The sequence below is a fragment of the sulfur-oxidizing endosymbiont of Gigantopelta aegis genome, from assembly GCF_016097415.1.
Lineage (GTDB): Bacteria > Pseudomonadota > Gammaproteobacteria > GRL18 > GRL18 > GRL18.
In genome coordinates this window covers 2,014,445-2,036,206 of record NZ_JAEHGE010000001.1, presented here as the reverse complement: position 1 = coordinate 2,036,206, position 21,762 = coordinate 2,014,445, and the positions used below count along the sequence as shown (strand labels likewise).

The following is a 21,762-nucleotide window of genomic DNA, read 5'->3' as shown; positions in this document are numbered from 1 at the left end:
TTAACCGCCACTCAAATAAAAGGGTATATTAATAAACATTTGATTCATATAGCTCATTAAACGATCCAGCATATAAGGACCAGCGTACATTAAGACAGCAAATGTGACTAATAGCTTAGGAATAAAAGTCAGTGTCTGCTCATTTAATTGCGTCGCAGCCTGAAACATACTGACCAATAAACCCACCACTAATGCAGGTATAAGCGTAATCAGCAATAAAATAATAATCAGATAAACCGCACCTTGTAGAATGTCTAAAACTGATTCGGGTGTCATTGTCTATTTCTCACGTTATTATATGTAGTAACTTGCGGCTAATGTTCCCATGATCATCGACCAACCATCCACCAACACAAATAGCATTAATTTAAAGGGCATCGACACAATGAGCGGTGATAGCATCATCATACCCATCGACATCAGGACACTGGCAACCACCAAATCAATAATTAGAAAGGGAATGAAAATCAAAAAACCAATGGTAAAAGCAGTTTTTAATTCACTGGTGACAAAAGCAGGGATCAGCACGGTAAAAGGCACGTCAGCCGGTGTTTGATAAGGGCCTTTTTTAGCAATTTCTGAAAACATGGTGAGATCTTTTTCCCGTGTTTGCGCCAGCATAAATTCATGCAAGGGAATGGATGCCCGTTTTAAAGCCACATCAATCTTAATTTGATCGTCTAAATAAGGCTTAAAGCCATCGTTATACATGCGATCAAAGACCGGAGCCATAATAAACATCGTTAGAAAAAGTCCCAAGCCAACAAGTACTTGAGCGGGTGGTGCTTGCATCAAGCCTGTTGCCTGACGTACGATGGCCAGAACAATAATAATCCGAGTAAAAGAGGTCATCATCAGCAACATGGATGGCAATAATGTAATCACCGTCATTAAGACCAGCGCCTGAATCGTTACCGACCAGTTTTGTTCGCCATTTGCGCCTGTTGTCACCGTAAGCGCTTCCAGACCTGGCGCTGCAAGACTCAATCCGGGTAAAAAAATGACCAATAGCAGCAATAAATATTTAAGCATTTTTAAGCATTTTTGAATTGGAATTATTTTTTCCATTGGATAGGATCACCTGGATAATTTTAAAAATTACTGCTTTAAATTAGCTGCTTTTATTTGTGCGAAAGCACGAGCAAAGGCATTATTCCCTATTGACGAAGCTTTATTGTTAGGAAACTCTGATTCTTCCAACATTTCATCTAACACATGTAGCGTATTAATTTGTTGCGCAGTCATACCAATTAATAATTGTTGCTTGCCCACTTGAATCAGCGCAATTTTTTCTTTTTGTCCCAGGTTAAGTGAAGCAATGATTTTTAACTGTCCTTGCCCGGTCAGGTTACTATAACCCATTTTTTTCATAAACCAGGCAAGTGCCATAATAAGAATTAATATAAAAATGAGTCCCAGAGAAACATCCAGTGCTTTTGAGCTATTCGTTATCGTAGTAGACTGACTATTGTTTATCGTATTAGCAGGAAAAATGCTTTTGCTCAATCCGGAAAAACCTTTGTCATCTGTCTCAGATATTGTGAGTGGAGTGTTTTCCTGTTGTTTTTGAAGAGCCGTATCATTTTCTATATTGCTCTCAACCTTTGTTTCCGCAAGCAAGGGTTGGGAGAGAGAAAAAATCATCATTAAAAAAAGAGCTATTAATTTTGTCGGGCGGCTTGTCATTGTTTTATTTAAGCTTCTTAATACGTTCAACCGGACTAATGACATCGGTCAAACGAATACCAAATTTGTCATTAACCACAACCACTTCACCATGAGCAATCAATGTCCCATTCACTAATACATCCATTGGCTCACCCGCAAGCCGATCCAACTCAATAACCGAACCCTGATTCAATTTAAGCAAGTTGCGAATACTGAGTTTGGTACGTCCAATTTCCATAGAAATATCAACGGGGACATCAAGAATGACATCCAGATTAATTTCTTCTTCCGATGCAATACCATCATCTTCTAAGCTTTCAAATCCCGCTGCTTCAGAGTCCGCCTGTTCATTCATCGCCTCAGCCCAGGGGTCATCTTCTGTTGCTGCATCTTCTGTTTCTTCACTCATAATACATACCCAATCAATGGTAATTTTATATTTTTAAATTAATAATTTATGTGTCTGCCTTTGGTAAAGCCTTGGCACCTTCACTCGTATCTTCTTCAGAATCAGTCGATGTGAAAGCATCATCTAAAAATGGAATGCCGGTTTCTAAATGCGTTGGGCGTTCCATTTTGTCCTTAATTTTAATCGCATGATAGCCATTATGAATGCCATGTTGTGCCTTAAAAACAGGAATGCCTTCTGCAAACACGCTCACTTCATCTTCAATCTCAATAGGAATAATATCACCGGCTTTGAGCTTAACCACTTCATTGAGAGTCAATTTTGTATTGGCTAATACGGATGACAGTCCAACATCAGCAGATTTAATTTCATCACCCAAGGCCTGACTCCAGCGTTCATCAACATCGCTACGGTCACTTTGTATGCCCGCATCTAATAATTCACGAATGGGTTCGAGCATCGAATAAGGCATGGTAATATGGATATTACCGCCACCCCCTTCTAGTTCCACATGTAAACTGCTCACAACCACCACTTCTGATGGACTTACAATATTGGCAAATTGTGGATTCACTTCGCGTGAGCTAAATTCAAACAGCATTGGCATCACTGGCGACCATGCTTTAATCAAGTCTTCAAAGCACAATTCCATAAACATGTGGATCACACGTTGTTCCGTCGGGGTAAATTCACGACCTTCAATTTTTGCATGAAATTTACCTTCACCACCAAAAAAATTATCCACCAGAATGAAAACCAAGGTAGGCTCAATGACCAATAATGCCGTCCCTCTCAAGGGTTTCATTTTTATTAAGTTAAGACTGGTAGGTACGAAGAGTGTGTGAATATATTCACCAAATTTAAGTGTCTGAATACCACCCACAGATATTTCAGTTGAACGGCGTAATAAGTTAAACATACTGATACGGAGATAACGGGCAAAACGCTCATTGATCATCTCCAGCGTTGGCATCCGGCCACGAACAATACGATCTTCACTATTGAAGTCATATCCTCTGGCCGAGCCATCGCCTTCATCCTCATCATCGGTATCGACATCGCCATCGTCAACACCATGTAATAAGGCATCAATTTCTTCTTGTGAAAGTAGATCGGTCACTCTTTTTTCCTACTCTATTGCATCACGAAACTGGTAAAATAAATATTATCGATGCCTTTTTTAGCTTTATGCTTTTTAAGGATAATATTGATCGTTTCAATAAGTTCTGCTCGTAATTGTTCTTTACCTTCCGGAGTGACCATTTCTTCATACTTTTGACCACTGAGCAACAAGACTATTTCGTTGCGAATCACGGGTAAATGTTTTTTTACTGCCGCATATGATTTTTCACTGGTCGTTGACACTTCCAGACCGATTTGCATAAAACGTGCCTTACTTTTGCCTTCAAAATTGAGAACAAAGGCTGGCTCTAAGGGCCAATAGGACACATCAGCAATTTCTTCCGGGGCAACATCGGCTGCGCTGCTTTCACCATCGCCACCCGTCTCACCATCAGCGCTTTGTGAGGCTTCAGTGGCATCGGGCTCAGAATCAAACACGCCGCCAACAAAGAGTCCACCAACAATACCCAGTATTAGAAGCAGAACAACTGCAATAATAATGATCATTTTTTTTGATGATTTTGGTGCTTCTTCTTCGTCACCACTGTCTAAATCCAGATCTACATCTGCCATCGTTAAATCCTGTTTTCTGTTATATTAATGTAATAAAATAATCGTACATACGCAGTCACATTAAATTGACTTTAAAAGCCTATTAAAAGACATGCAAATTTCGTTCCAACTCTTTGAAAACATTGTATTATAAAGCTATTTAATTGCTATTTTTAAGCAATTAAAACAAAAGTCAATAAAATGGCACCGGTTTAAATGAACCCGTTTAGGTATTTTTTAAGGGTAATAAGACATTAAAACAAGCCCCTTTCTCTACTCTGTTTTCTGCCCATATCTCGCCATCTAATAGTTTAACAATCTCATTACTGATAGACAAACCAAGACCCGTACCTCCAGCCCCCGTAGCAGTTTTACTACTTTGGACAAACTTATCAAATATCAGTCCTAATTCCTGAGCAGGGATACCCGGCCCTTCATCGGCAATATAAAATTGAATGGCACTTAAGGGCGTATTATATTTATTGATGGTATTAGTCTTTAAGCCAATGTTGATAGTAGCATTATGGGGGGAAAATTTAATGGCATTAGACAAAAAATTATAAATTAATTGCTGAACTTTTCCCTTATCGCTATAAATACGCGTGCTACTCACATCAATATTAAATTTTAGGTGCAGATTTTTTTCATGAATAACAATATCCTGCTCCTGCACCATGTCTTGAATGACATCGGAAAAACAGAAAAATTCAAGATTTATCTTATCTGCCTTAGCTTCGAGTTTGGACAGATCCAATAAATCATTTAAGAGGCATAAAAGCCGTTCACCACTGCGATTAATACGCTCTAAGTAAAGATTGAGTTTTTCATCTTCTGGATATTTTTCTTTGATTTTCTTTAAGCCTAGGACAGAATAGCTAAGAATTGCATGCATCGGCGTGCGCAATTCATGGGACATATTAGCCAAAAAGAGACTTTTTGATTCATTGGCGGTTTCAGCAACTTCTTTGGCTGTGGTCAGTTCTTTGTGTGTTTCAAAGTGTTTTAGTGCCAGCGTCAGCGTCGCAATTAATTTTTTATTAGTCAGCTCTGTTTTTTCTTTGAAGTCATCAATATCATAGTTGTTAATGGTAGTCTGTTCCTGCACACTCCCGGGTTGACCCGTGCGGATGATAATTCTAACATTTTGGTTATGTAATTGGTTTCGAACAAATTCAACCAGCTCTAAGCCTGCCTTATCACTCTCCATAATCACATCAACAAAAGCAACGGCAATATTGCCCTCTGTTTCAAAATATTGTTTAGCTTCTTCTGCGGAGTAGGCTTGCAGAATTTGAATACCTTTATTATGAAACTCAAAGCGTTTTAACACTAATTTAGTGATTTGATGCACTTGAGGATCATCATCCACAATCAAAATCTTCCACCCCAAATTGGTTTCGGATTCTGCTGGCAAATGTGCATTGGCATCATGAAATTGTAATTTATTCATAGGTCTACATTCAGGTTTCTGTTTTTTCCTGTGTTCTATTGACTATAGACTGTAAAACGCCAAATTGCCTGATCCATGGCGGGCTGGATTTCTGAATAGCTGCCGGTAATTGTCCGGTAGACTTTTTGGCTTCCAGATATGAGTCGAAAATGCCATACACCAGAATAAAACGTACGACAGTTTTTTTATTTTCAGTCTTGTATACTTTGTGTATATAAATATTTTCCGGTTGTTCCAGAGATTTAAACGACAGCAATTGTTTTTTCATCATCGCCATACTTTCCCTACTTTTCCCCGTGGCTAACTGTAAGGTGTAGGCGCGTTTTTTTTGCTGATTTAGCCATGCAAGGGGATTATTTATATCGGACGACTGGGTGTTGGATGTGACTGTTTTGTTTGTATCTGCTTCAGCTTCTACCCGCTCTAAAGCAGCATAGTAAGCATCAATCAGACCATTGGAGCGACTCATGGCTAGGTATTTATTGATTGTATCTTTAACCGCAGCAGAATTTTTCTCTTTACCTGTTGGTCTATATTTACTGGTTAACAGTGCTAAATTATATTGCGCCCTAACATCACCCTGATTAGCCAAAGGCTCCCAAAGCGCTTTGGCATGAGGGTAGTCATGTTGCTCATAAAATTGAATACCCTGCTCAAATTCACCCGCAACACTGACCTGCCAGGTTAAAGTTATAAAACCAAACCAACAAATTATTAAGAGGAGTAAGCGCATTTTTTCCATCATGGTGTTCTGAATTACCGTTGAAAGGCTTATTCTTATTGAATAAGCGATAGTGTTATTGAAAAGCTAAAATGATAATTTAGCCAGTGGTTTATGATGATATTCAGTCCTTAAAGATTTTTCCAGTAGTTCTTTTAAAAACAGGTTGAGTTGCCTTTTTTCATCGCGTTGTAATAGATGCTTAGCAGGGAAAGCCTGACTCGAATGAATGGGTGATTTTCCCTGATAGGCGATCACTTCAAGTAAACAGGCATCGTGACATACACGTAATTCCATATCTATGGCTTGAAGGTGACTTAACTCATAATCCTCATGATAGAAATTTACCGTATTACCCGGTATATGCAATGAGTGTTGAAAAGAAATCACCGTGGTATATTTGTATTGTTGTAAAACCTTCAACGTCATTTGTTCAGCGCTTAAGCAATATTTGTCGTTAACTTGCTTGGCACATAAGTCCGGTACCAAACGCATCAAGCGGCGATAGTTTGCTTCATATAAGCCCGTTGGTGTCGTAATACTGTGCTTTGATTGCTTTATCGTATGGCTCATAAATTATTGCTAATTACTTATTACTTATTAGAAGTTAGTCCATAATCCGGGCGCGTAAGCGCAATTGTGCCTGACTCAATAATTGACTGACACGTGATTCACTGATACCAATCAATACGCCCACTTCTTTTAAGTTCATTTCAGTGTCATAGTATAGGGACATCACCATGCGTTCGCGCTCTGGAAGCCCCGATATAGCCTGAGCTAAACGTTGATGAAACTCATTTTGCAGGACTTCAGCCACCACATTTTGCTGTCTATCTTCAAAAATCCCTAGGCTTTGAGTGTCATCAACGCCGAGATCATCAAAACTCAGCATGCGACATGAGCTACTGTCTTTTAAAATTTGGTAATAATCACTAATGCTGATGCCCATTTCCTGAGCCACTTCAATATCCCGTGCATCCCTGCCCGTGCGACGCTCAATTTCCTGAATAGTCGCACTCAGGTCACGGGCTTTTTTATGCACCGATTTGGGTGCCCAGTCACTGCGTCTCACTTCATCCAGAATCGCACCGCGAATACGGATCGTAGCATAGGTTTCAAATTGAGCTCCCTGACTGGGATCATAGTTTTTACCGGCATCTAACAAGCCAATGAGTCCTGATTGAATAATATCATCTATGTGGATATCTGCTGGCAAGCGTGCCGACATATGATAAGCAATTTTTTTTACCAGTGGTGCATATTTCTCCACCAGTTGCTCAGCAATTTCTTTGCCTTCAGATGAATACATAGTCATCCACTAGATTGTTCAATTTTAAACTCGCCATCTTTTCAACTATTAACTTAAATCCTTCAACTATTAACTTAAATCCTTCAACTAAGCACGCTCGCCATTTCACGATAAATACCAGCTTGTCCTTTAGTTTTATCAATGATTTTTCTAATCATGCCCGTGCGATGCTTAAGAATTTTCGGCAGTGACATTTCACCGAGCTCAATAGGAGCCTCTTCATAAATCATATTGGCCAAACTATGTGCCAAGCAAATCACGCTGCACAGTTCTCCACATTCTTTTTTCAGTAAATGGCAAGATTCCAACATCACTTCCATAACAATTTCCGGTAATTGCCACTCACGTAAAAATTGAGCACTAATTTCATAATGACTTTGCCCAAATACATCTTTTTCTCGTTCCGCAAGATGGCTGCTTTTTTCAGATAATATTGCTTCTAGTTTGTTGGGGTATAAATAGGCCAGTGCCATTAGGCCAACCTCATTGAGCATACCACTTAAATAGGCATCATTAGCATCCATAGATGACATTTTCAGCTCTTGAGCAATATCTTTAGCCAGTGTTGCAGTCATTAGACTGACAAACCAATAGCGAGGCAAATCAAACGAACGGCATTTTTGGGGATTAAATATCCCTCCCAAGACCACACCTAATACAATATTTTTTGCCGTACGAAAACCCAATACATCGATAATCGCTCGTTGCACGCCCGACACTTCCCGAGAACCAAAGAATGCTGAATTAGCCAAGCCGATAATCCGTGAAAGCAAGGCGGGATCTTGCTCAATAATGCGTGTTAATTCATAGACATGCGCATCATCATTGTGCACTATTTTTAAAATTTCTCGTGCGGATGTCGATAGTGGCGGTAGTTCTTTGAGCTCATTGATACAAGCTGTCATCTTAATAAATAATACCTTATTTTATGTGAGTCGTTTGTTTTTTTTGACAGCTAAAATAGATAATGAAATCACCTTGATGTAATTTTTTAATATTGAGCTGTCGATGTTTTAGTATAGCAGAGAATTAGCTGAAGGTAATTTTTTATAAGAAGGGAAATAGTGTTCGCTTTTCAGGCTTTTTCATTCAATAGAGAGCCAAGCATTTCATCCACCGTTGTTACCACTTTGCCGGACGAAAGCACCTGATATTTATTCATTTTCATTTCTACCAAATCATTGATCGGTGAACGATTCCCTTGCATTGCTTCTTTGCTGGCAAGATTCAGGGCATTTTTTTTGATGCCATCCATGCCTGTTTGCATACCTTGTCTGGCAGTGCCTAGAACAGAGCCTAAATTTGCCCCTGAAATGCTATCAACTGACATAAAAAAGCTCCGCAAATGAAATGAAATATTGAACCTAAAAAAATCAGTTGAACCTACTGTGACCGCCTTATGCACTGAATCTTAAGAATTTTCCAGAACATTTTGACTTCACCCGTAGGGTGACTACGAATAAAGCCAAAATAACCTGTAAAACCCTTAATCTTCAGCACCTAAGTCGCTCTCGCTACGATTCAACTGATTATTTTAGGTTGAACTAAGACTTATAGCGTCCTGTTTATAGACATCTTTAACTAATTTTTAACTATTCAGTGTAATCCCGTACCCGATTAAATAGCTTGTCTTTACAGGGTCGCTCGAGCACATCCCTATGACGCTTTATGAAAACATCCTGTTTTCAAAACCCTGTAAAGACAAGCTATTCAACCAGATACTCTAGCGGAGTGTTATAGTACGATGAATAGTTGTCTAATTTTTACCTAAATCATGCCATTTTGTGCGCATTGCTACGCGATTGAGCATTAACCACTGCATTGCAATCATGGCGCTGGCATTATTTAAACGTCCATCCTTTAACAATTGCACAGCTTCTTCATAAGTAACCACTCGCACTCGAATATCTTCGCCTTCTTCTTCCAGACCATGAATACCGCCCGCTCCCTGACTATTCACACAGGCGCAGTAGAGTTGCGTTGTTTCAGATGTGCCGCCGGGACTAGCATAAAAATCACCAATGCTTTCTAATGCGAGTAGTTCCAAACCGGCTTCTTCTTGTGCTTCACGATGCGCCACTTCAACTTGAGCTTCACCCGGATCCACAATACCGGCAATGATTTCTAGCAACCAGGCGGAGTGTTTTTCACTTTGAACGGCATCATCCGCGAGTTCCTTACCATAAACATAGGCGCCAATGCGAAATTGCTCCAAGAGAACAATATTATCCAGCCAGGGATCGTAGGCCAGCACACCGACCGCATGACCACGTTCAAAACACTCACGGGTCAAAATACGTGTTTTGCCTCCGGCAAACAGGCCATGCTGTAGCGTATATTGATTGACCTTAAAAAATCCCTGATAAGCAGATTTTTTGGTGATAATATTAACATCAGAATCGTTAGGCTGTTTCATGAGCAAAATTTCATACGTTAGATCTCGTCATTTAAAGCATCATAGGCAGATAAAAAAATCTATTATGATATAATTCAGCCATGATTTCACTCTCGACTTTTCAAGGTGTTCCTCTATTAGGCTTTGCCGCATTCAGCGGTACGGGCAAAACAACGCTTTTAGAGCAACTAATCCCTGAGTTAAATCAAGCCAATATTCGCGTGGCGATGGTAAAACATACCCATCATGAGAAATTTGATATTGATAAGCCGGGTAAAGACAGTTATCGACTGCGTAAAGCAGGGGCTGAACAAATGCTGGTGGCTTCAGCCAAACGTTGGGCATTGATGGTTGAACATCCTGAACAAACTAAACTCACAGAGCCGAATTTGTTTGAACTCTTACCCCACTTGGAGCTCAATAAAGCAGATTTAATCCTTGTTGAAGGCTTTAAGCACGAAAATATCAGTAAAATTGAATTACATCGTCCTCTATTAGCAAAGCCATTACTCTATCCTGATGATGAAAATATCATTGCGATTGCCAGTGATCAAGTGAATTTTAAGACCAGCAATAGTCTGGGAAAAACCACAGCAACTTATCCCGATATTAGCAATTATCCGTTATTGGATATCAATAACATCTCTGAAATATGCGCTTTTATTAGCGAACTAATTCCATTATCTTCTATAGGCAAGGCATCATTATGAGTCAAAAAAACAACCCGACAGATACTGCAAATCTTTTTCTTAGCGTCAAAGAAGTACAACAACGTATTATCAATGACATTAAAGCCATTAATGGCATTGAACAAGTCGGTATTCGTCAGGCATTAGGACGAATTTTAGCTCAGAATGTAGTGGCCACCTTTGATACCCCGCCCTGTGACAATTCAGCCATGGATGGTTATGCATTTTCCAGTAAAGAACTCGACTCACAAGCGATTAAAGACGGTGAACAGACGGCTATTAGCCTAAAAGTTGTTGGTCAATCCTTTGCTGGCCACCCCTATCAGGGCGCTATAGCCAAAGGTGAAGCGATTCGTATTATGACTGGCGCAGCAGTGCCCTCTGATGTTGATACCGTGGTCATGCAAGAGCATACAGAAACACCTGAAGAAGGTTTGGTCAACATCACTACCCTGCCCAAAGCATTGGCCAATGTCAGAAAAAAGGGGGATGACCTAAGCACAGGACACACTTTTTTATCCTGTGGCAAGAAACTCTCCCCCACTGACCTGGCCTTTCTTGCCACTCAAGGAATACCGGAAGTTAAAGTATCACGGAAAATACGTGTCGCTTTCTTTTCCACGGGTGATGAATTGCGCTCAATTGGTGAAACATTAGGCGAAGGCGATATTTATGGCTCCAATCGCTATTCTCTCTATGGTTTGTTGAAAAATCTCGATGTCGAATTAATTGATATGGGGGTTATTCCTGATGATCGCCAAGCCATTGAAGCGGCCTTTTTATCCGCCTCAGAAGTCACTGACGCAGTAATCACTTCCGGTGGCGTGTCTGTCGGTGAAGCGGATTATGTAAAGGAAACGTTAGAAAAACTGGGGCAGATTAATTTTTGGAAAATTGCCATGAAACCCGGTAAGCCATTAGCTTTTGGCACGCTGGGCAAGAGTTTATTTTTTGGCCTACCAGGTAATCCTGTCGCCGTTATCGCCACCTTCTATCAGTTTGTGCAACCGGCTTTAAAGCGCATGAAAGGTCAGAGCATTGTGCTTCCCCTTGAAATACAGGTTAAAACCAGCGAATTATTGAAAAAACGTCCCGGTCGTACTGATTTTCAGCGGGGAATTCTAGAACAATCTGAGAGTGGCGAATTCACTGTGCGCAGTGCTGGTATGCAAGCATCACACGTGCTGACAGCCATGAGTCAGGCTAATTGTTTTATTGTCTTAGCCGCTGAGAGCGGTAGCGTTGAAGCCGGTAAAATGGTGACCGTACAGCCTTTTGAAGGCTTGATTGCTTAGATCATTATTAATGTAGCTCTAATAGGCGACCCCGAATTGACATCACCAAAAGCCGCATTCAATTTTTAGAACTAAGACCTGAGTGCCGCTTCTCTCTCTTTTCTAGCTCAACTGAGTCAGACTCGACTTGCCAGCCTTGAATGTGCTGCTCGATTAAGCTCGCCATCGCCTGAATATTGACATCGGAATCATTGAGCGCGGGTATGTATTGATAGTTTTTACCCCCTGCGCCAAGAAAAACATCACGATTTTCTACCGCAATTTCTTCCAGTGTTTCCAGACAATCAATGGCAAAGCCCGGGCAAATCACATCGACCGACTCAAGCCCTTCTTTTGCCAGTGACGCCAATGAGGTACTGGTATAAGGCTTGAGCCATTCCGCTTTACCAAAACGTGACTGGAATGTGATCAGCCATTGGTCATCATTTAAACCCAATTTGTTCGCTAATAAACGTGCCGTTTTATGACATTGGCAATAATAGGGGTCACCCAAGCGTAAATTGCGTTGTGGCAAGCCATGAAATGACATGAGCAATTTTTGACCTTGTTTGTGCTGCTGCCAATAGCTTTGCACCGAATCAGCCAGTGCCTGAATATGCTCAACTTGGTCATGATAATTATTGATGAAGCGTAATTCAGGTATCCAACGCCATTGTTGCAACTCATTGCTGATGGCATCGAATATTGAAGCGGTTGTCGTACCTGAGTACTGGGCATAGGTGGGTAAAATTAGAATTTTATGAGCATTGTCTTTGGCCAGTTGACGCAGTGCGGTACGAATATCCGGTTTGCCATAACGCATTGCCAAGGCGAAGCTGACATCATTACTCTTTTTTTCTTTATTGCGCTTTTCTTTAAAGAAGGCCGCCAGCTTAACTTTCTGTTTTTCAGCAATAGAAACTAGTGGTGAGCCATCTTTAGTCCAAATAGATTGATAGAGAGGAACTAACTTTCGGGGACGAAAAGGTAAGATAAAGAGATTAAGAATCAATAACCAGAGAATTCTCGGGATCTCAATAACCCGCTGATCCGATAAAAACTCGCGTAAAAATCGACGGATCGAACGGGCATCTGGGGCATCCGGTGAGCCCAGATTAACCAGTAGAATACCAATTTTTTCAGCCTGATCATGCTTAAACGCTTCGGCATGAAACTTCATTATTGTTTTGTCGCTTGCTCGGCCTGTTGTTTTTCAATATCCATCTTCACTTCTTCCATATCCAGACCTTTAGCCTGATCAATCACCTGTTCCAGTTGAGCACCTTGTAGCGCACCTGGCTGTGAAAACAGAATAATTTGTTCACGGAAAATCATCAGTGTTGGAATTGAGCGGATCTGAAATTCACCGGCTAATTGCTGCTCATTTTCCGTATTCACTTTGGCAAAGACAAGATCAGGATATTTTTCTGAAAGCTCCTCATAAACCGGTGCAAAACCTTTACAAGGACCACACCATGGCGCCCAAAAGTCAACAATGACAAATTCGTTGTTAGTGATAATATCATTGAAATTTTCTGCTGTTACTTCTATTGTCGCCATGATAACTCCTCAGTTTTATCTTTTTAGAAAATGTTGTCGTTTTCCAGCTCTACTTACTAGCACTTTTATTTACCACCACCATTACTTACCACCACCATGACAGGGCGGTGACTCTTGTACCTGACCATTGCGCTGCTGCCATTCATCCTGAGTAAAAGTATGCATCGACAAGGCATGAATTGTGCCTGCTAATTCTTCCGCTAGTACCTTATTGACTGCACGATGGCGTTTTATCAGCATCTGGCCATCAAATTCATCTGATACAATTTGTACTTTAAAGTGACTTTCTGAACCTGCTGGTACATTGTGCGTATGGCTTTCATTTTCAACCAATAAATAAGTCGGTGTAAAAGCTTGCTGTAATTTTTTTTCAATTAATGTCTGGACAATCATATAGTATATCAACCATTACTTATATTCAATTATTAACTCGTTATAAGCGTAATATTGGGTTTTTTCGTGCTATTTTCAAGGCACATAAAAAAAACCTGCAAGGCAGGTTTTTAACTGTTCATGAAAAATAAGCCACTCAATTAACCACCATGAATCGCCACACCCACATCTAAGGCTTCAAACCAGTCCAAAAAGCGCTTTACATCATCCCCTCTGAACATGCGACCATGCTGCGGTGCCATAATATCAATATCCAGCTCTCTCACTCGACGCACCCAATCACGCTTGGCTTCATTAGAAGGCATCCAGCGTTTATGGAAAAAACGCATTTTCTCTTTATGACTATCAAAATCATCGACAAACATGGGCGAACCCGGTGCTTCCAAAGCCGCACCAATATCACCGCTCATCAATATTTTTGCATTCGGATCATAGACATTAAAGTTAGCAGAAGAGTGTAAGTAATGCGCCGGAATAAATTGCAATTCGACCGATTCCAGACGAATACTACCGCCTTTATCGTCAATGGGAACGTAAGTCACATCACCACTACTAAAATGACGAATAAAACCTTCCCAAAGAACCGATGCATGTAAACGTATATCCGGTAACATCTCATGCCATAGACCCAGGGAAGAAATAATGTCTGGATCCTGATGAGAAGCAAAAATATCGGTAATATTTTCCAATTTTGAAACACTCAATGTCGCAGCCAGTACCGATGAAAAAATCTCCATACCACCGGGATCAAGTAATAGTGTCCTATTACCATCTTTAATAATATATTGGTTGGTATCAATTATTTTCCCTGGTTTGTCCGGATCCCTACCCATGATAATCCATTGATAACTGCCATCATATATTGTTTGTGTAATCATTATTCTGTTCTCTAATCAATTTAATTATTACTTAATGTCACGCTTGTTAGCGTAATGACAATTGCGATAAATGGTACTTACTACTTTGTAAGGTATCTTTAATATTATTAACGGCAATGGACACTTCATCGGCCACTACTTCTAAATTTGATTGAAAATCCCCGGCCCTGGTTGCTTCGGTACGTGAAGTCGTACAAATCATTTCAGCGGCCTGTAATTGATTTCTAATTTCAGCTAAAAGCTCTAAAAGATCCCCATTTTTCCGACCATAATCAATTAGAAATTGTTTTTTCATTTTTTCTAATTCATCTAAGCGCTTTTTAATGCCATTATGATCCGCATATTTCAGCATATCTTCTCTGGCTGCCATCATTTGCTCGATAGTCTTACTGCGATTGCGATTAGAAATGGCGAAACTGGATAATTTTAAGGCTTCAGCATTAATTTTTTCGACTAGTTGGGTAATATTAATTGCCACATCATCAATGAAATCAGTAATCGGATGAAACCCCATCGCCTGACTACCCGCACGGGCAGCAATGGCTTTGGCATTTTTGGCACTGAGTGAAATGCGTTTGGATATCTGTTTAACGGCAAACAATTCTGCCTGAACAGAAGCAACGGCTAAAAATTGCCTGGCACTGGCATCCATTGACTTGTTATTTATCGACATGATTCTTTCCCAAATAAAAATAAAAGCGTATAAATAATGATTCGGCTAAAAGCAAAAAAGCTTTAATATAAATGTGCAGTATTTCTTAAATTCAGGAATACAATTAAAGGTATAGGACAAAAATAGCGAATATGCTTGTAAATAGGGTGATTTGCCTAGGAAAATGATTTTATCGATTTTAAGAAAGAGTATTATAAACGTGCATATTAGGCATATTGTTGCCGCCCAATAATATTGGAAAATTGATTCAGCACCTGACTATAACTTTGATACTCTGAACTATCCATAAAGGCCTTGCGCCGATTCAGGTAAAATTCTTCTTTACGCATCACTTCCTGCAGTTGGCCAGGATCTTCTAGCTTGGTTCCATAATTGTTCAGCATATTGACCAAGTAGCGATAACCAGGTTCAGATGATTGCACAATATTATTTTCAACTTCCGTTAACATGTTGGTAATTTTGCTTGAAAGCTCACTTGCCAATGGTTTATTTAATAATTGTGAAGGCTTTTGTTCTAATGCTTGAAGCGGTTCCTTACTCAACGGCTGCACATCACCCATAACAAGCTGATTCTTTTGTTCTTGATAAGCTTGCAGACGCATTTGTGCATTAAATGAAATATTAACCGTACCCAGAATCGAATCCTGAGTTCCCTCATTTAACGCTTGCCTATCTCGAACGCCATTTTGCCCTCTGTCACTGGTATGATTTGATGTTTCATCAACCGAATGACGACCGGCAAGTGCGTTTTGAAGAACTTCAGTCATTATGCCTGCCTCACTAAAGAACTATTTAACCCTGTAGTAGCGATAGAACACTCTGCGGTACTGCATTTGCTTGAGACAGTACTGTCGTACCCGCCTGCTGCAAGATCTGAGCCTTAGTTAGAGCCGCTGTTTCCTTAGCAAAATCAGCATCCTGAATGCGTGAACGTGAAGCTGATAACTGTTCAGCGATGTTTTCACCATTTCGGATAACCGATTCAAAACGATTTTGTGTCGCACCTAGAATCGCCCGTTGAGTATTGATAACTTGTAATAGGTTATCCACTCGACCAATTAAACTGAGTGCTGCTCCCGTATTGGCCACCGCCCCCGCATTAGCGGTGTAAACAGTTGCTGATGTACCCTGCATTGCTAAAAAGCCATTATTCGCTCGCACATTAACGGTATTAATCGTAATACCATCAATGGAGGCAACACCATTGGGTCCAACCTGAAAATAAAATGACCCCGCATCAGCACAAATGACTTCAACACCATTAAACTGTGTAAAGGTCACACGATTAATTTCAGCTTTTAGATCAGAGATTTCTGTCTGAATTGCTTGTCTATCGGTTGAACTATTCGTCGCATTAGCAGCCTGAACCGCTAACTCACGAATACGTTGTAAATTATTACTTAATTCATCATAAGCACCCTCAGCGGTCTGAGCAAGCGAAATTGCATCTGCCGCATTTCTGACACCCTGATTATAACCTCTAATCTGAGCGGTAAAACGCGATGCAATAGCAAGACCTGCAGCATCATCTTTGGCGCTATTAATACGCAAACCCGACGATAGTCGCTGTAATGCGGTAGCCAATTGCGTCGAAGTATTGTTCAGATTTCTCTGCGCATTTAATGAATAGATATTCGTATTTATTACTTGTGCCATTGTTATTCTCCTTTAAGCATAGTAATCAACAATCTTGAGACCATTTTCATCTAAAGCCGTTATATTGGCCTCAGAATCTGGATCATCATCTGATAATTGCTCGTCACCTGGCATAGTGGAATTACCATGCTCATTGTTAGAACCTGTTTTTGAATCTAAAGCAGCTTCCTGCTGTTGTTTTTTATCCTGATGAGATACATTCACATCAACTTGTGAAAATCCATTCTCATTCAGCATTTCTTTTAAACGCGGTAAAGCATTTTCCAGAGCATCTTTGGTGGTTAAATTAACCGCCGATAAATTCACTACCGCCGTTTCACCCGAAAGTCTGACCATTGCTTCAACCGGACCAAGACTTAAAGGATTTAATTTTATTTTTGCATGTTGTATGCCATTATTTGCCATGACGAGAATTTGATTGGAAAAACTCTGATTCCAGCCTGACTTGCCAACCCCAGTTTTGACATCCAATGACGGGGTCGTTTTTGTTAAAGATTGTGATGCGCTATGCAGCGAAGCAGTCATTTTGTCCAGTGCTAAAACACCACTCACCGGAGCAGTCTGAGTGCTTGTTTGTGCAGTTGTCGCTTTAAGATCACTGGCTAAAAACTGAGCATTAATCTGTGCGCTTGCTTGCGCATTTTTCATATTATTTTCAAATGATTTGACACTGGCGATAGCCTCACCTGACATGGATATTTTCTTCGACATATCAATGTACTGCTGAAAATCAGCCACACTTTTACTCAGTGCTGATTCATTTTTTCCTTCACCAGACGTGCTGATAGTAGATGAGTTGGCACTATTGGATGGCACCTGAGCCAGAGAAAATGGTACTTTAGTGGCGTCTATGGTGGGTTTCTTATCTAAGCCAGTCGCTTGAGCTATGCCACTTGCATTGCCCAAGGTATTTGAAACCTCAGCAGCAAGTAAAGAAGGCTGAGTTAATGGACTTAGTCCTGTTGTTTGTTGTTGCAATGCTAAAACATTCGTTTCAGTAGCATCCCCACCAAATTCACTGATGACTAAGGCTGGTATTTCAACAGAGTCACTGTCTTCAATACGATTATTAATTTGCTTGTCTGATTCCAGATTTTCTTGCTTGGCTATCGATGCATTTTGTTCTGAATTATTTTCCTGCCCTGTATTGTTTTGTTGTTCTGAATTATTTTCCTGTCCTGTATTGTTTTGTTGTTCTGACTTGTTTTCAGCTTCAGTCTTAGTGCTTTGCTGAGGCTTATCAACTTGCTCTGACTTATTAGCTTTCTCAACATTATTGTCATTTGAAGATGCCGTCGCCACTTGTGGTTTTGCTTTTTCAGCCACGTCATTATTATTTTTACGCACTATATCCTTATCATCTTTTTCATTGGCCATTTTTTTCTTTGGCAAGTCATTGCCGTTTTGTGGCAAGTCTTTTTCCGCACGGACAAGGTCTTTTTTCTTTGCAATTTGATTTTTAAATTCAGATTTAAAAGCAATGCCATCATTTTTATCTGCCGAAACCATTGCTAGCACCTGCCCAGTTAAGGCATTAGCGCTATTATTAGCCGTTGCTTTGATATTTAATAAGTTTGCTGTATTCATTTTCTCAATTCGTCAATAAATTAACTTTTTATGCTCTTACTGTATGAGAATGCAACTCCCGTACCAACTTTTTAATTTTAAAAAATTCTTATTAATTAAAGAATTAGAGAGTGTTCTGAGAACTTACTTTATAGAAATGACTTTAAGGGAATATTTTTTTGAGGATGCTAAGGATAAAAAAGGCTGCTAAAGAGAAGAGGGAATAGGAATATTTAGGCAGAAAGTACTACCTTTATGAGGATTATTTTTTAATTCAATAGTCCAACCATAAAGCTCACACAACTGACTGACGATGGCCAATCCTAAGCCTGTACCGCCAGTACTAACATTGCGTGATTTTTCCAGACGGAAAAAAGGTTCAAAAATTTTATTTTTATATTCATCAGGAATACCCGGCCCCTGATCACAAACACATAAAACAATTTTTTCAGCAGATGAGCTAAGGGTGACTTTAATTTTTGTATTATCGCCATAACGAATTGCATTTTGTAGCAAGTTTTGAATAATACGCTGTAGGGCAGTTTGGGAGATGAGAGCATAACAAGCTGTTGATGCTTGCCATTCTATTAACGCATATTGATGATGAAACTTATCGACTTCTTGTGCTATGAGTTCATTAATTTCAACACGTTTCAGATTATCCAACGCTTTTTCACGACTGATAGCTAACTCCAGCGTTTGCCCGATTAAGTGATTCATTTCATCCAGATCGGCACGAATATCATCAATCAAGGCTTGATCATTTTGCTTGTCTAATAGCTCTAAGCCTAAATGTATTCGAGCAATTGGCGTACGTAAGTCATGTGAAATACCCGCGAGTAAGGTATTACGATTATCCAGTAATTGCTGTACTCGTTGATTCATTTGATTAAAACTGCGGGTCAACTGGCATAATTCCTTTGCACCGGATTCATCCAATGGCGGGACTTTACTGCCGGTTCCCATCTGCATGGTAGCCTGAGATAATTTTTCTAAAGGTTTAATTAAACGTCTGACTAAAAAGCTACTGGTGAGAAAAATGAGCGTTGCCGCTCCGAATAGCAATAAAAAGATAACAATAGGTGGATTGGGACCGATATGCTTGTAAGGAAAACCAATACGCACAACCTGTTCAGAGAGACGAATATCAAGCCAGACATTTTTATCATCTTCTAATAATACGATGTTTTGTTGCAGACGTTTTTCCAAAGCTTCTTTTAAAAAATGTAAAAATGGATGTCGATGGACGATAGGACTCAGATTTTTTTGCTGGTCTGTAATAAGAATATGATGATAACTTTTTAATTCAATCGTAAACCGCGAGCGTGCTTCAGGTGATAATTCTACCCATGTTTGTGATGACAATACCATCAATGCTGCCATGTCACCTGCTGCTTGACGAGCAATAGGCTGCATGAGATTCTGATAAACAACGACAGCAGCAAAGGCAAGGAAAATAAACAGTGCAACGAAAATCGTCAAACTGGTTCTGAAATATAAAGAACTGGGTTTACGCATTACTGATCAGCCAGGGGATCAGTAATAAACATATAGCCAATGCCTCGTATGGTACGAATGTAATCATTATTACCTAATTTTTTTCTTAATCGAGTGACGCGCACATCAATGCTACGGTCAAAGGGAGAGCGTTCATAACCTTTTAAGTGATCAATCAGTTGATCACGACTCAATACCTGATTGGCATTTTTTACAAAAGCCTCAAGTAAATCATATTCACCACTGGTCAGTTCGACGGGCTTATTGGACTCCAATAAAACATGATTGTTTAAATTCAACTTAAACGGGCCAAAAGGTCGAATTGACTTGTTTATTTTTTCAGGTATTGAAGCATTTTCTACCGGCCGCCTTAACACAGCCCGTATTCTGGCCAGTAATTCTCTTGGGTTAAAAGGCTTGGCCAAATAATCATCCGCCCCTACTTCTAGGCCAATAATTTTTTCTACATCTTCACCTCGGGCAGAAAGGATTATAATGGGTATAGATGAATCTTTTCGCAAACGCCGGGCAATGCTTAAACCATCCTCACCTGGCAACATAATATCAAGAATGATGAGGTCAAAACTATCAACAGCCAGCACATCATCCATTTGTTTACCATCATAAACAACTTGGGCAGATATTTGCTGTTCACTTAAATAACGCGCCAATAAATCGCCCAGTTTCGGATCATCATCAATAATTAAAATTTTAATTTGCTGTGTATTCATAACTTAATTATAGCATCTGTACTTCAAACTGAACTTGATGTGAAACATTTTGAAACAATTTAGTGTCATTTTGAAATTTTATGACAACATTCATTTTTTATCATTAACTCATTCACAGACAACAAAACAAGAGGATAATATTATGAAAAGCAATTTATCAGGCATGATGCTCATGACTGCCATGACTTTTTCCAGTTTAAGTTATAGCGAAGATTTCAGCAGCTATTCAAACGATGATTTATTTGGCATGAGAGATCAGGTGAGAAGCATGGATAATAGCGCTAAAGACGCTTATCGTTCAGAACGCCAAAGCCGTATGGGAAGTATGGATCAATCTGAGCGTGATTCTCGCTTCGCCAATATGGGTGCCAGTGGCAAACGCAATATGGATCAGATGGGAAGCGGTCGTGGTAATGGGCGCGGCAAGGGCGGAGGTGGAGGTGGAGGCGGAGGCGGTCAAAACTCACAGAATGGTGGCAGTGGTGGTGGCAAGCAACACCGTTATGGTCAAGGTAATACTTCTGGTAGCGGCAATCAATATCGTTATGGACAAGGCAACGATTCTGGCAGTGGCAACAATAACCAATATGGATATGGTGGTGGTTCTAATAGCCAGTATGGCGGTGGTGGTGGTGGTGACCGACGTTATGGCGGCGGTCGTTAAAACACATAAAGATAGGATTTAACCTAGAAACCTCAGTTGAACCTACTGCGAGCGATTCAACTGAGGTTTCTAGGTTTAAGAGTTGGAGTTATGATCGGCTTTGCTCATTCTACGATAAAACAGAGACTGGTTGAATTCATCAGCCAGTTTCTGCTCATTTTTTTGTAGCACGAGTTTTTCTTCTACAATATACTTCTCAGTCACTTTTAAATAAATTTTTGTTTTATTACGCGTTGCTAACCAGAGTTGTTTTTTAGCCTCACACACTTTTTTTTTGTTCTTGGATCTGCAATGACAGACCTTCGATACTTTGATTTAAATTATTCATAAACATCAAGGTATCTTGTAAGCGATGAGTCCCCACACCACTTTGCGAGAGTTCGATCATTTGTTGATTATAGCCCGCTCGATAACTATAGAGTTTTTCTAATTGATTTTCCATCGCCCTGAGTTGTGTCGTTGTTTCAGAGTAAACAACAGCCGATTGCTGCTGTTTTTTTTCTGCCAACTGGTTAACAGGTTTCATGCGTTTGGACTTAGACTTTGGCATACGGG

General features: G+C 40.0%; 28 protein-coding genes. 3 read left to right on the top strand and 25 right to left on the bottom strand.

Translation table 11 applies throughout. The annotated features are described in order from the left end of the window. The 13 genes from fliQ to JEU79_RS10095 form a co-directional block, all read right to left on the bottom strand. Nucleotides 1-276: a flagellar biosynthesis protein FliQ gene (fliQ, locus tag JEU79_RS10155; protein WP_198264029.1), complete on the bottom strand. Its 276-nt coding sequence runs from the start codon at nucleotides 274-276 to the stop codon at nucleotides 1-3. An 18-nt stretch (nucleotides 277-294) separates the two neighbouring features. Further along, entirely contained in the window at nucleotides 295-1,032 is a 738-nt protein-coding gene (gene fliP / locus JEU79_RS10150; RefSeq protein ID WP_198265950.1) for a flagellar type III secretion system pore protein FliP, read from the bottom strand. Between the two features lie 66 nt (nucleotides 1,033-1,098). Beyond that, nucleotides 1,099-1,644: a flagellar biosynthetic protein FliO gene (gene fliO / locus JEU79_RS10145; RefSeq protein ID WP_214660543.1), complete on the bottom strand. Its 546-nt coding sequence runs from the start codon at nucleotides 1,642-1,644 to the stop codon at nucleotides 1,099-1,101. A 46-nt stretch (nucleotides 1,645-1,690) separates the two neighbouring features. Next, complete coding sequence (gene fliN, locus JEU79_RS10140) at nucleotides 1,691-2,077, bottom strand: flagellar motor switch protein FliN (protein WP_198264027.1); 387 nt, start codon at nucleotides 2,075-2,077, stop codon at nucleotides 1,691-1,693. A 46-nt stretch (nucleotides 2,078-2,123) separates the two neighbouring features. After that, nucleotides 2,124-3,197, bottom strand: a complete 1,074-nt coding sequence (fliM, locus tag JEU79_RS10135; RefSeq protein ID WP_198264026.1) for a flagellar motor switch protein FliM — start codon at nucleotides 3,195-3,197, stop codon at nucleotides 2,124-2,126. A gap of 14 nt (nucleotides 3,198-3,211) precedes the next feature. After that, nucleotides 3,212-3,772, bottom strand: coding sequence for a flagellar basal body-associated FliL family protein (locus tag JEU79_RS10130; RefSeq protein ID WP_198264025.1), 561 nt, complete (start codon nucleotides 3,770-3,772; stop codon nucleotides 3,212-3,214). Between the two features lie 205 nt (nucleotides 3,773-3,977). Beyond that, nucleotides 3,978-5,201, bottom strand: coding sequence for an ATP-binding response regulator (locus JEU79_RS10125; protein ID WP_198264024.1), 1,224 nt, complete (start codon nucleotides 5,199-5,201; stop codon nucleotides 3,978-3,980). A 10-nt stretch (nucleotides 5,202-5,211) separates the two neighbouring features. Further along, nucleotides 5,212-5,943, bottom strand: a complete 732-nt coding sequence (locus JEU79_RS10120) for an SPOR domain-containing protein (RefSeq protein WP_198264023.1) — start codon at nucleotides 5,941-5,943, stop codon at nucleotides 5,212-5,214. A 66-nt stretch (nucleotides 5,944-6,009) separates the two neighbouring features. After that, on the bottom strand, nucleotides 6,010-6,495 hold the full coding sequence (locus JEU79_RS10115; RefSeq protein WP_198264022.1) for a DUF1249 domain-containing protein: 486 nt from the start codon (nucleotides 6,493-6,495) through the stop codon (nucleotides 6,010-6,012). Nucleotides 6,496-6,529: 34 nt separating this feature from the next. After that, a complete protein-coding gene (locus JEU79_RS10110; RefSeq protein ID WP_198264021.1) occupies nucleotides 6,530-7,231 on the bottom strand; it encodes an RNA polymerase sigma factor FliA in 702 nt (233 codons plus the stop codon). Nucleotides 7,232-7,314: 83 nt separating this feature from the next. Next, a complete protein-coding gene (locus tag JEU79_RS10105) occupies nucleotides 7,315-8,136 on the bottom strand; it encodes an HDOD domain-containing protein (protein WP_198264020.1) in 822 nt (273 codons plus the stop codon). A gap of 170 nt (nucleotides 8,137-8,306) precedes the next feature. Continuing rightward, nucleotides 8,307-8,561, bottom strand: coding sequence for a hypothetical protein (locus tag JEU79_RS10100; protein WP_198264019.1), 255 nt, complete (start codon nucleotides 8,559-8,561; stop codon nucleotides 8,307-8,309). A gap of 426 nt (nucleotides 8,562-8,987) precedes the next feature. After that, nucleotides 8,988-9,647 carry an NUDIX domain-containing protein gene (locus JEU79_RS10095; protein ID WP_198264018.1) on the bottom strand — a complete coding sequence of 220 codons (660 nt, stop codon included), beginning with the start codon at nucleotides 9,645-9,647 and terminating at the stop codon, nucleotides 8,988-8,990. A gap of 80 nt (nucleotides 9,648-9,727) precedes the next feature. On the opposite strand from JEU79_RS10095, the gene mobB reads away from it, so the two are divergent. Together mobB and moeA are read left to right on the top strand one after the other, a co-directional pair. Further along, complete coding sequence (gene mobB / locus JEU79_RS10090; RefSeq protein ID WP_198264017.1) at nucleotides 9,728-10,336, top strand: molybdopterin-guanine dinucleotide biosynthesis protein B; 609 nt, start codon at nucleotides 9,728-9,730, stop codon at nucleotides 10,334-10,336. Beyond that, on the top strand, nucleotides 10,333-11,610 hold the full coding sequence (gene moeA / locus JEU79_RS10085) for a molybdopterin molybdotransferase MoeA (RefSeq protein WP_198264016.1): 1,278 nt from the start codon (nucleotides 10,333-10,335) through the stop codon (nucleotides 11,608-11,610). Before mobB ends, moeA begins: the two co-directional genes overlap by 4 nt. Before the next feature lie 58 nt (nucleotides 11,611-11,668). On the opposite strand, the gene hemH is transcribed toward moeA, so the two are convergent. The 10 genes from hemH to JEU79_RS10035 all read right to left on the bottom strand — a co-directional run bounded on the left by hemH (nucleotide 11,669) and on the right by JEU79_RS10035 (nucleotide 20,543). Continuing rightward, nucleotides 11,669-12,769 carry a ferrochelatase gene (hemH, locus tag JEU79_RS10080; protein WP_198264015.1) on the bottom strand — a complete coding sequence of 367 codons (1,101 nt, stop codon included), beginning with the start codon at nucleotides 12,767-12,769 and terminating at the stop codon, nucleotides 11,669-11,671. Next, nucleotides 12,769-13,149, bottom strand: a complete 381-nt coding sequence (gene trxA, locus JEU79_RS10075; protein ID WP_198264014.1) for a thioredoxin — start codon at nucleotides 13,147-13,149, stop codon at nucleotides 12,769-12,771. The genes hemH and trxA overlap by 1 nt, the downstream gene beginning before the upstream one ends. Before the next feature lie 81 nt (nucleotides 13,150-13,230). Next, entirely contained in the window at nucleotides 13,231-13,539 is a 309-nt protein-coding gene (locus tag JEU79_RS10070; RefSeq protein ID WP_198265949.1) for a BolA/IbaG family iron-sulfur metabolism protein, read from the bottom strand. 143 nt (nucleotides 13,540-13,682) lie between these two features. Beyond that, nucleotides 13,683-14,420 carry an oxygen-binding di-iron domain-containing protein gene (locus tag JEU79_RS10065; protein ID WP_198264013.1) on the bottom strand — a complete coding sequence of 246 codons (738 nt, stop codon included), beginning with the start codon at nucleotides 14,418-14,420 and terminating at the stop codon, nucleotides 13,683-13,685. A gap of 46 nt (nucleotides 14,421-14,466) precedes the next feature. Next, entirely contained in the window at nucleotides 14,467-15,093 is a 627-nt protein-coding gene (locus tag JEU79_RS10060) for a hypothetical protein (protein ID WP_198264012.1), read from the bottom strand. A 206-nt stretch (nucleotides 15,094-15,299) separates the two neighbouring features. Further along, nucleotides 15,300-15,860 carry a hypothetical protein gene (locus JEU79_RS10055; RefSeq protein WP_198264011.1) on the bottom strand — a complete coding sequence of 187 codons (561 nt, stop codon included), beginning with the start codon at nucleotides 15,858-15,860 and terminating at the stop codon, nucleotides 15,300-15,302. A 25-nt stretch (nucleotides 15,861-15,885) separates the two neighbouring features. Next, complete coding sequence (locus JEU79_RS10050) at nucleotides 15,886-16,749, bottom strand: flagellin N-terminal helical domain-containing protein (RefSeq protein WP_198264010.1); 864 nt, start codon at nucleotides 16,747-16,749, stop codon at nucleotides 15,886-15,888. 12 nt (nucleotides 16,750-16,761) lie between these two features. Continuing rightward, the gene (locus tag JEU79_RS10045) at nucleotides 16,762-18,336 is read right to left on the bottom strand and encodes a flagellar hook-length control protein FliK (protein WP_198264009.1); all 1,575 of its coding nucleotides are present in this window, start codon (nucleotides 18,334-18,336) and stop codon (nucleotides 16,762-16,764) included. Nucleotides 18,337-18,522: 186 nt separating this feature from the next. Continuing rightward, the gene (locus JEU79_RS10040; RefSeq protein WP_198264008.1) at nucleotides 18,523-19,833 is read right to left on the bottom strand and encodes an ATP-binding protein; all 1,311 of its coding nucleotides are present in this window, start codon (nucleotides 19,831-19,833) and stop codon (nucleotides 18,523-18,525) included. Beyond that, entirely contained in the window at nucleotides 19,833-20,543 is a 711-nt protein-coding gene (locus JEU79_RS10035; protein ID WP_198264007.1) for a response regulator, read from the bottom strand. The genes JEU79_RS10040 and JEU79_RS10035 overlap by 1 nt, the downstream gene beginning before the upstream one ends. Before the next feature lie 142 nt (nucleotides 20,544-20,685). Here JEU79_RS10035 and JEU79_RS10030 point away from each other — a divergent pair, with 142 nt between their 5' ends. Next, a complete protein-coding gene (locus JEU79_RS10030) occupies nucleotides 20,686-21,207 on the top strand; it encodes a hypothetical protein (protein WP_198264006.1) in 522 nt (173 codons plus the stop codon). 75 nt (nucleotides 21,208-21,282) lie between these two features. On the opposite strand, the gene JEU79_RS10025 is transcribed toward JEU79_RS10030, so the two are convergent. Both JEU79_RS10025 and JEU79_RS10020 read right to left on the bottom strand, forming a co-directional pair. After that, complete coding sequence (locus JEU79_RS10025) at nucleotides 21,283-21,474, bottom strand: flagellar export protein FliJ (protein ID WP_198264005.1); 192 nt, start codon at nucleotides 21,472-21,474, stop codon at nucleotides 21,283-21,285. Beyond that, nucleotides 21,467-21,757, bottom strand: coding sequence for a flagellar export protein FliJ (locus JEU79_RS10020; RefSeq protein WP_198264004.1), 291 nt, complete (start codon nucleotides 21,755-21,757; stop codon nucleotides 21,467-21,469). The genes JEU79_RS10025 and JEU79_RS10020 overlap by 8 nt, the downstream gene beginning before the upstream one ends. Nucleotides 21,758-21,762 lie beyond the last annotated feature (5 nt).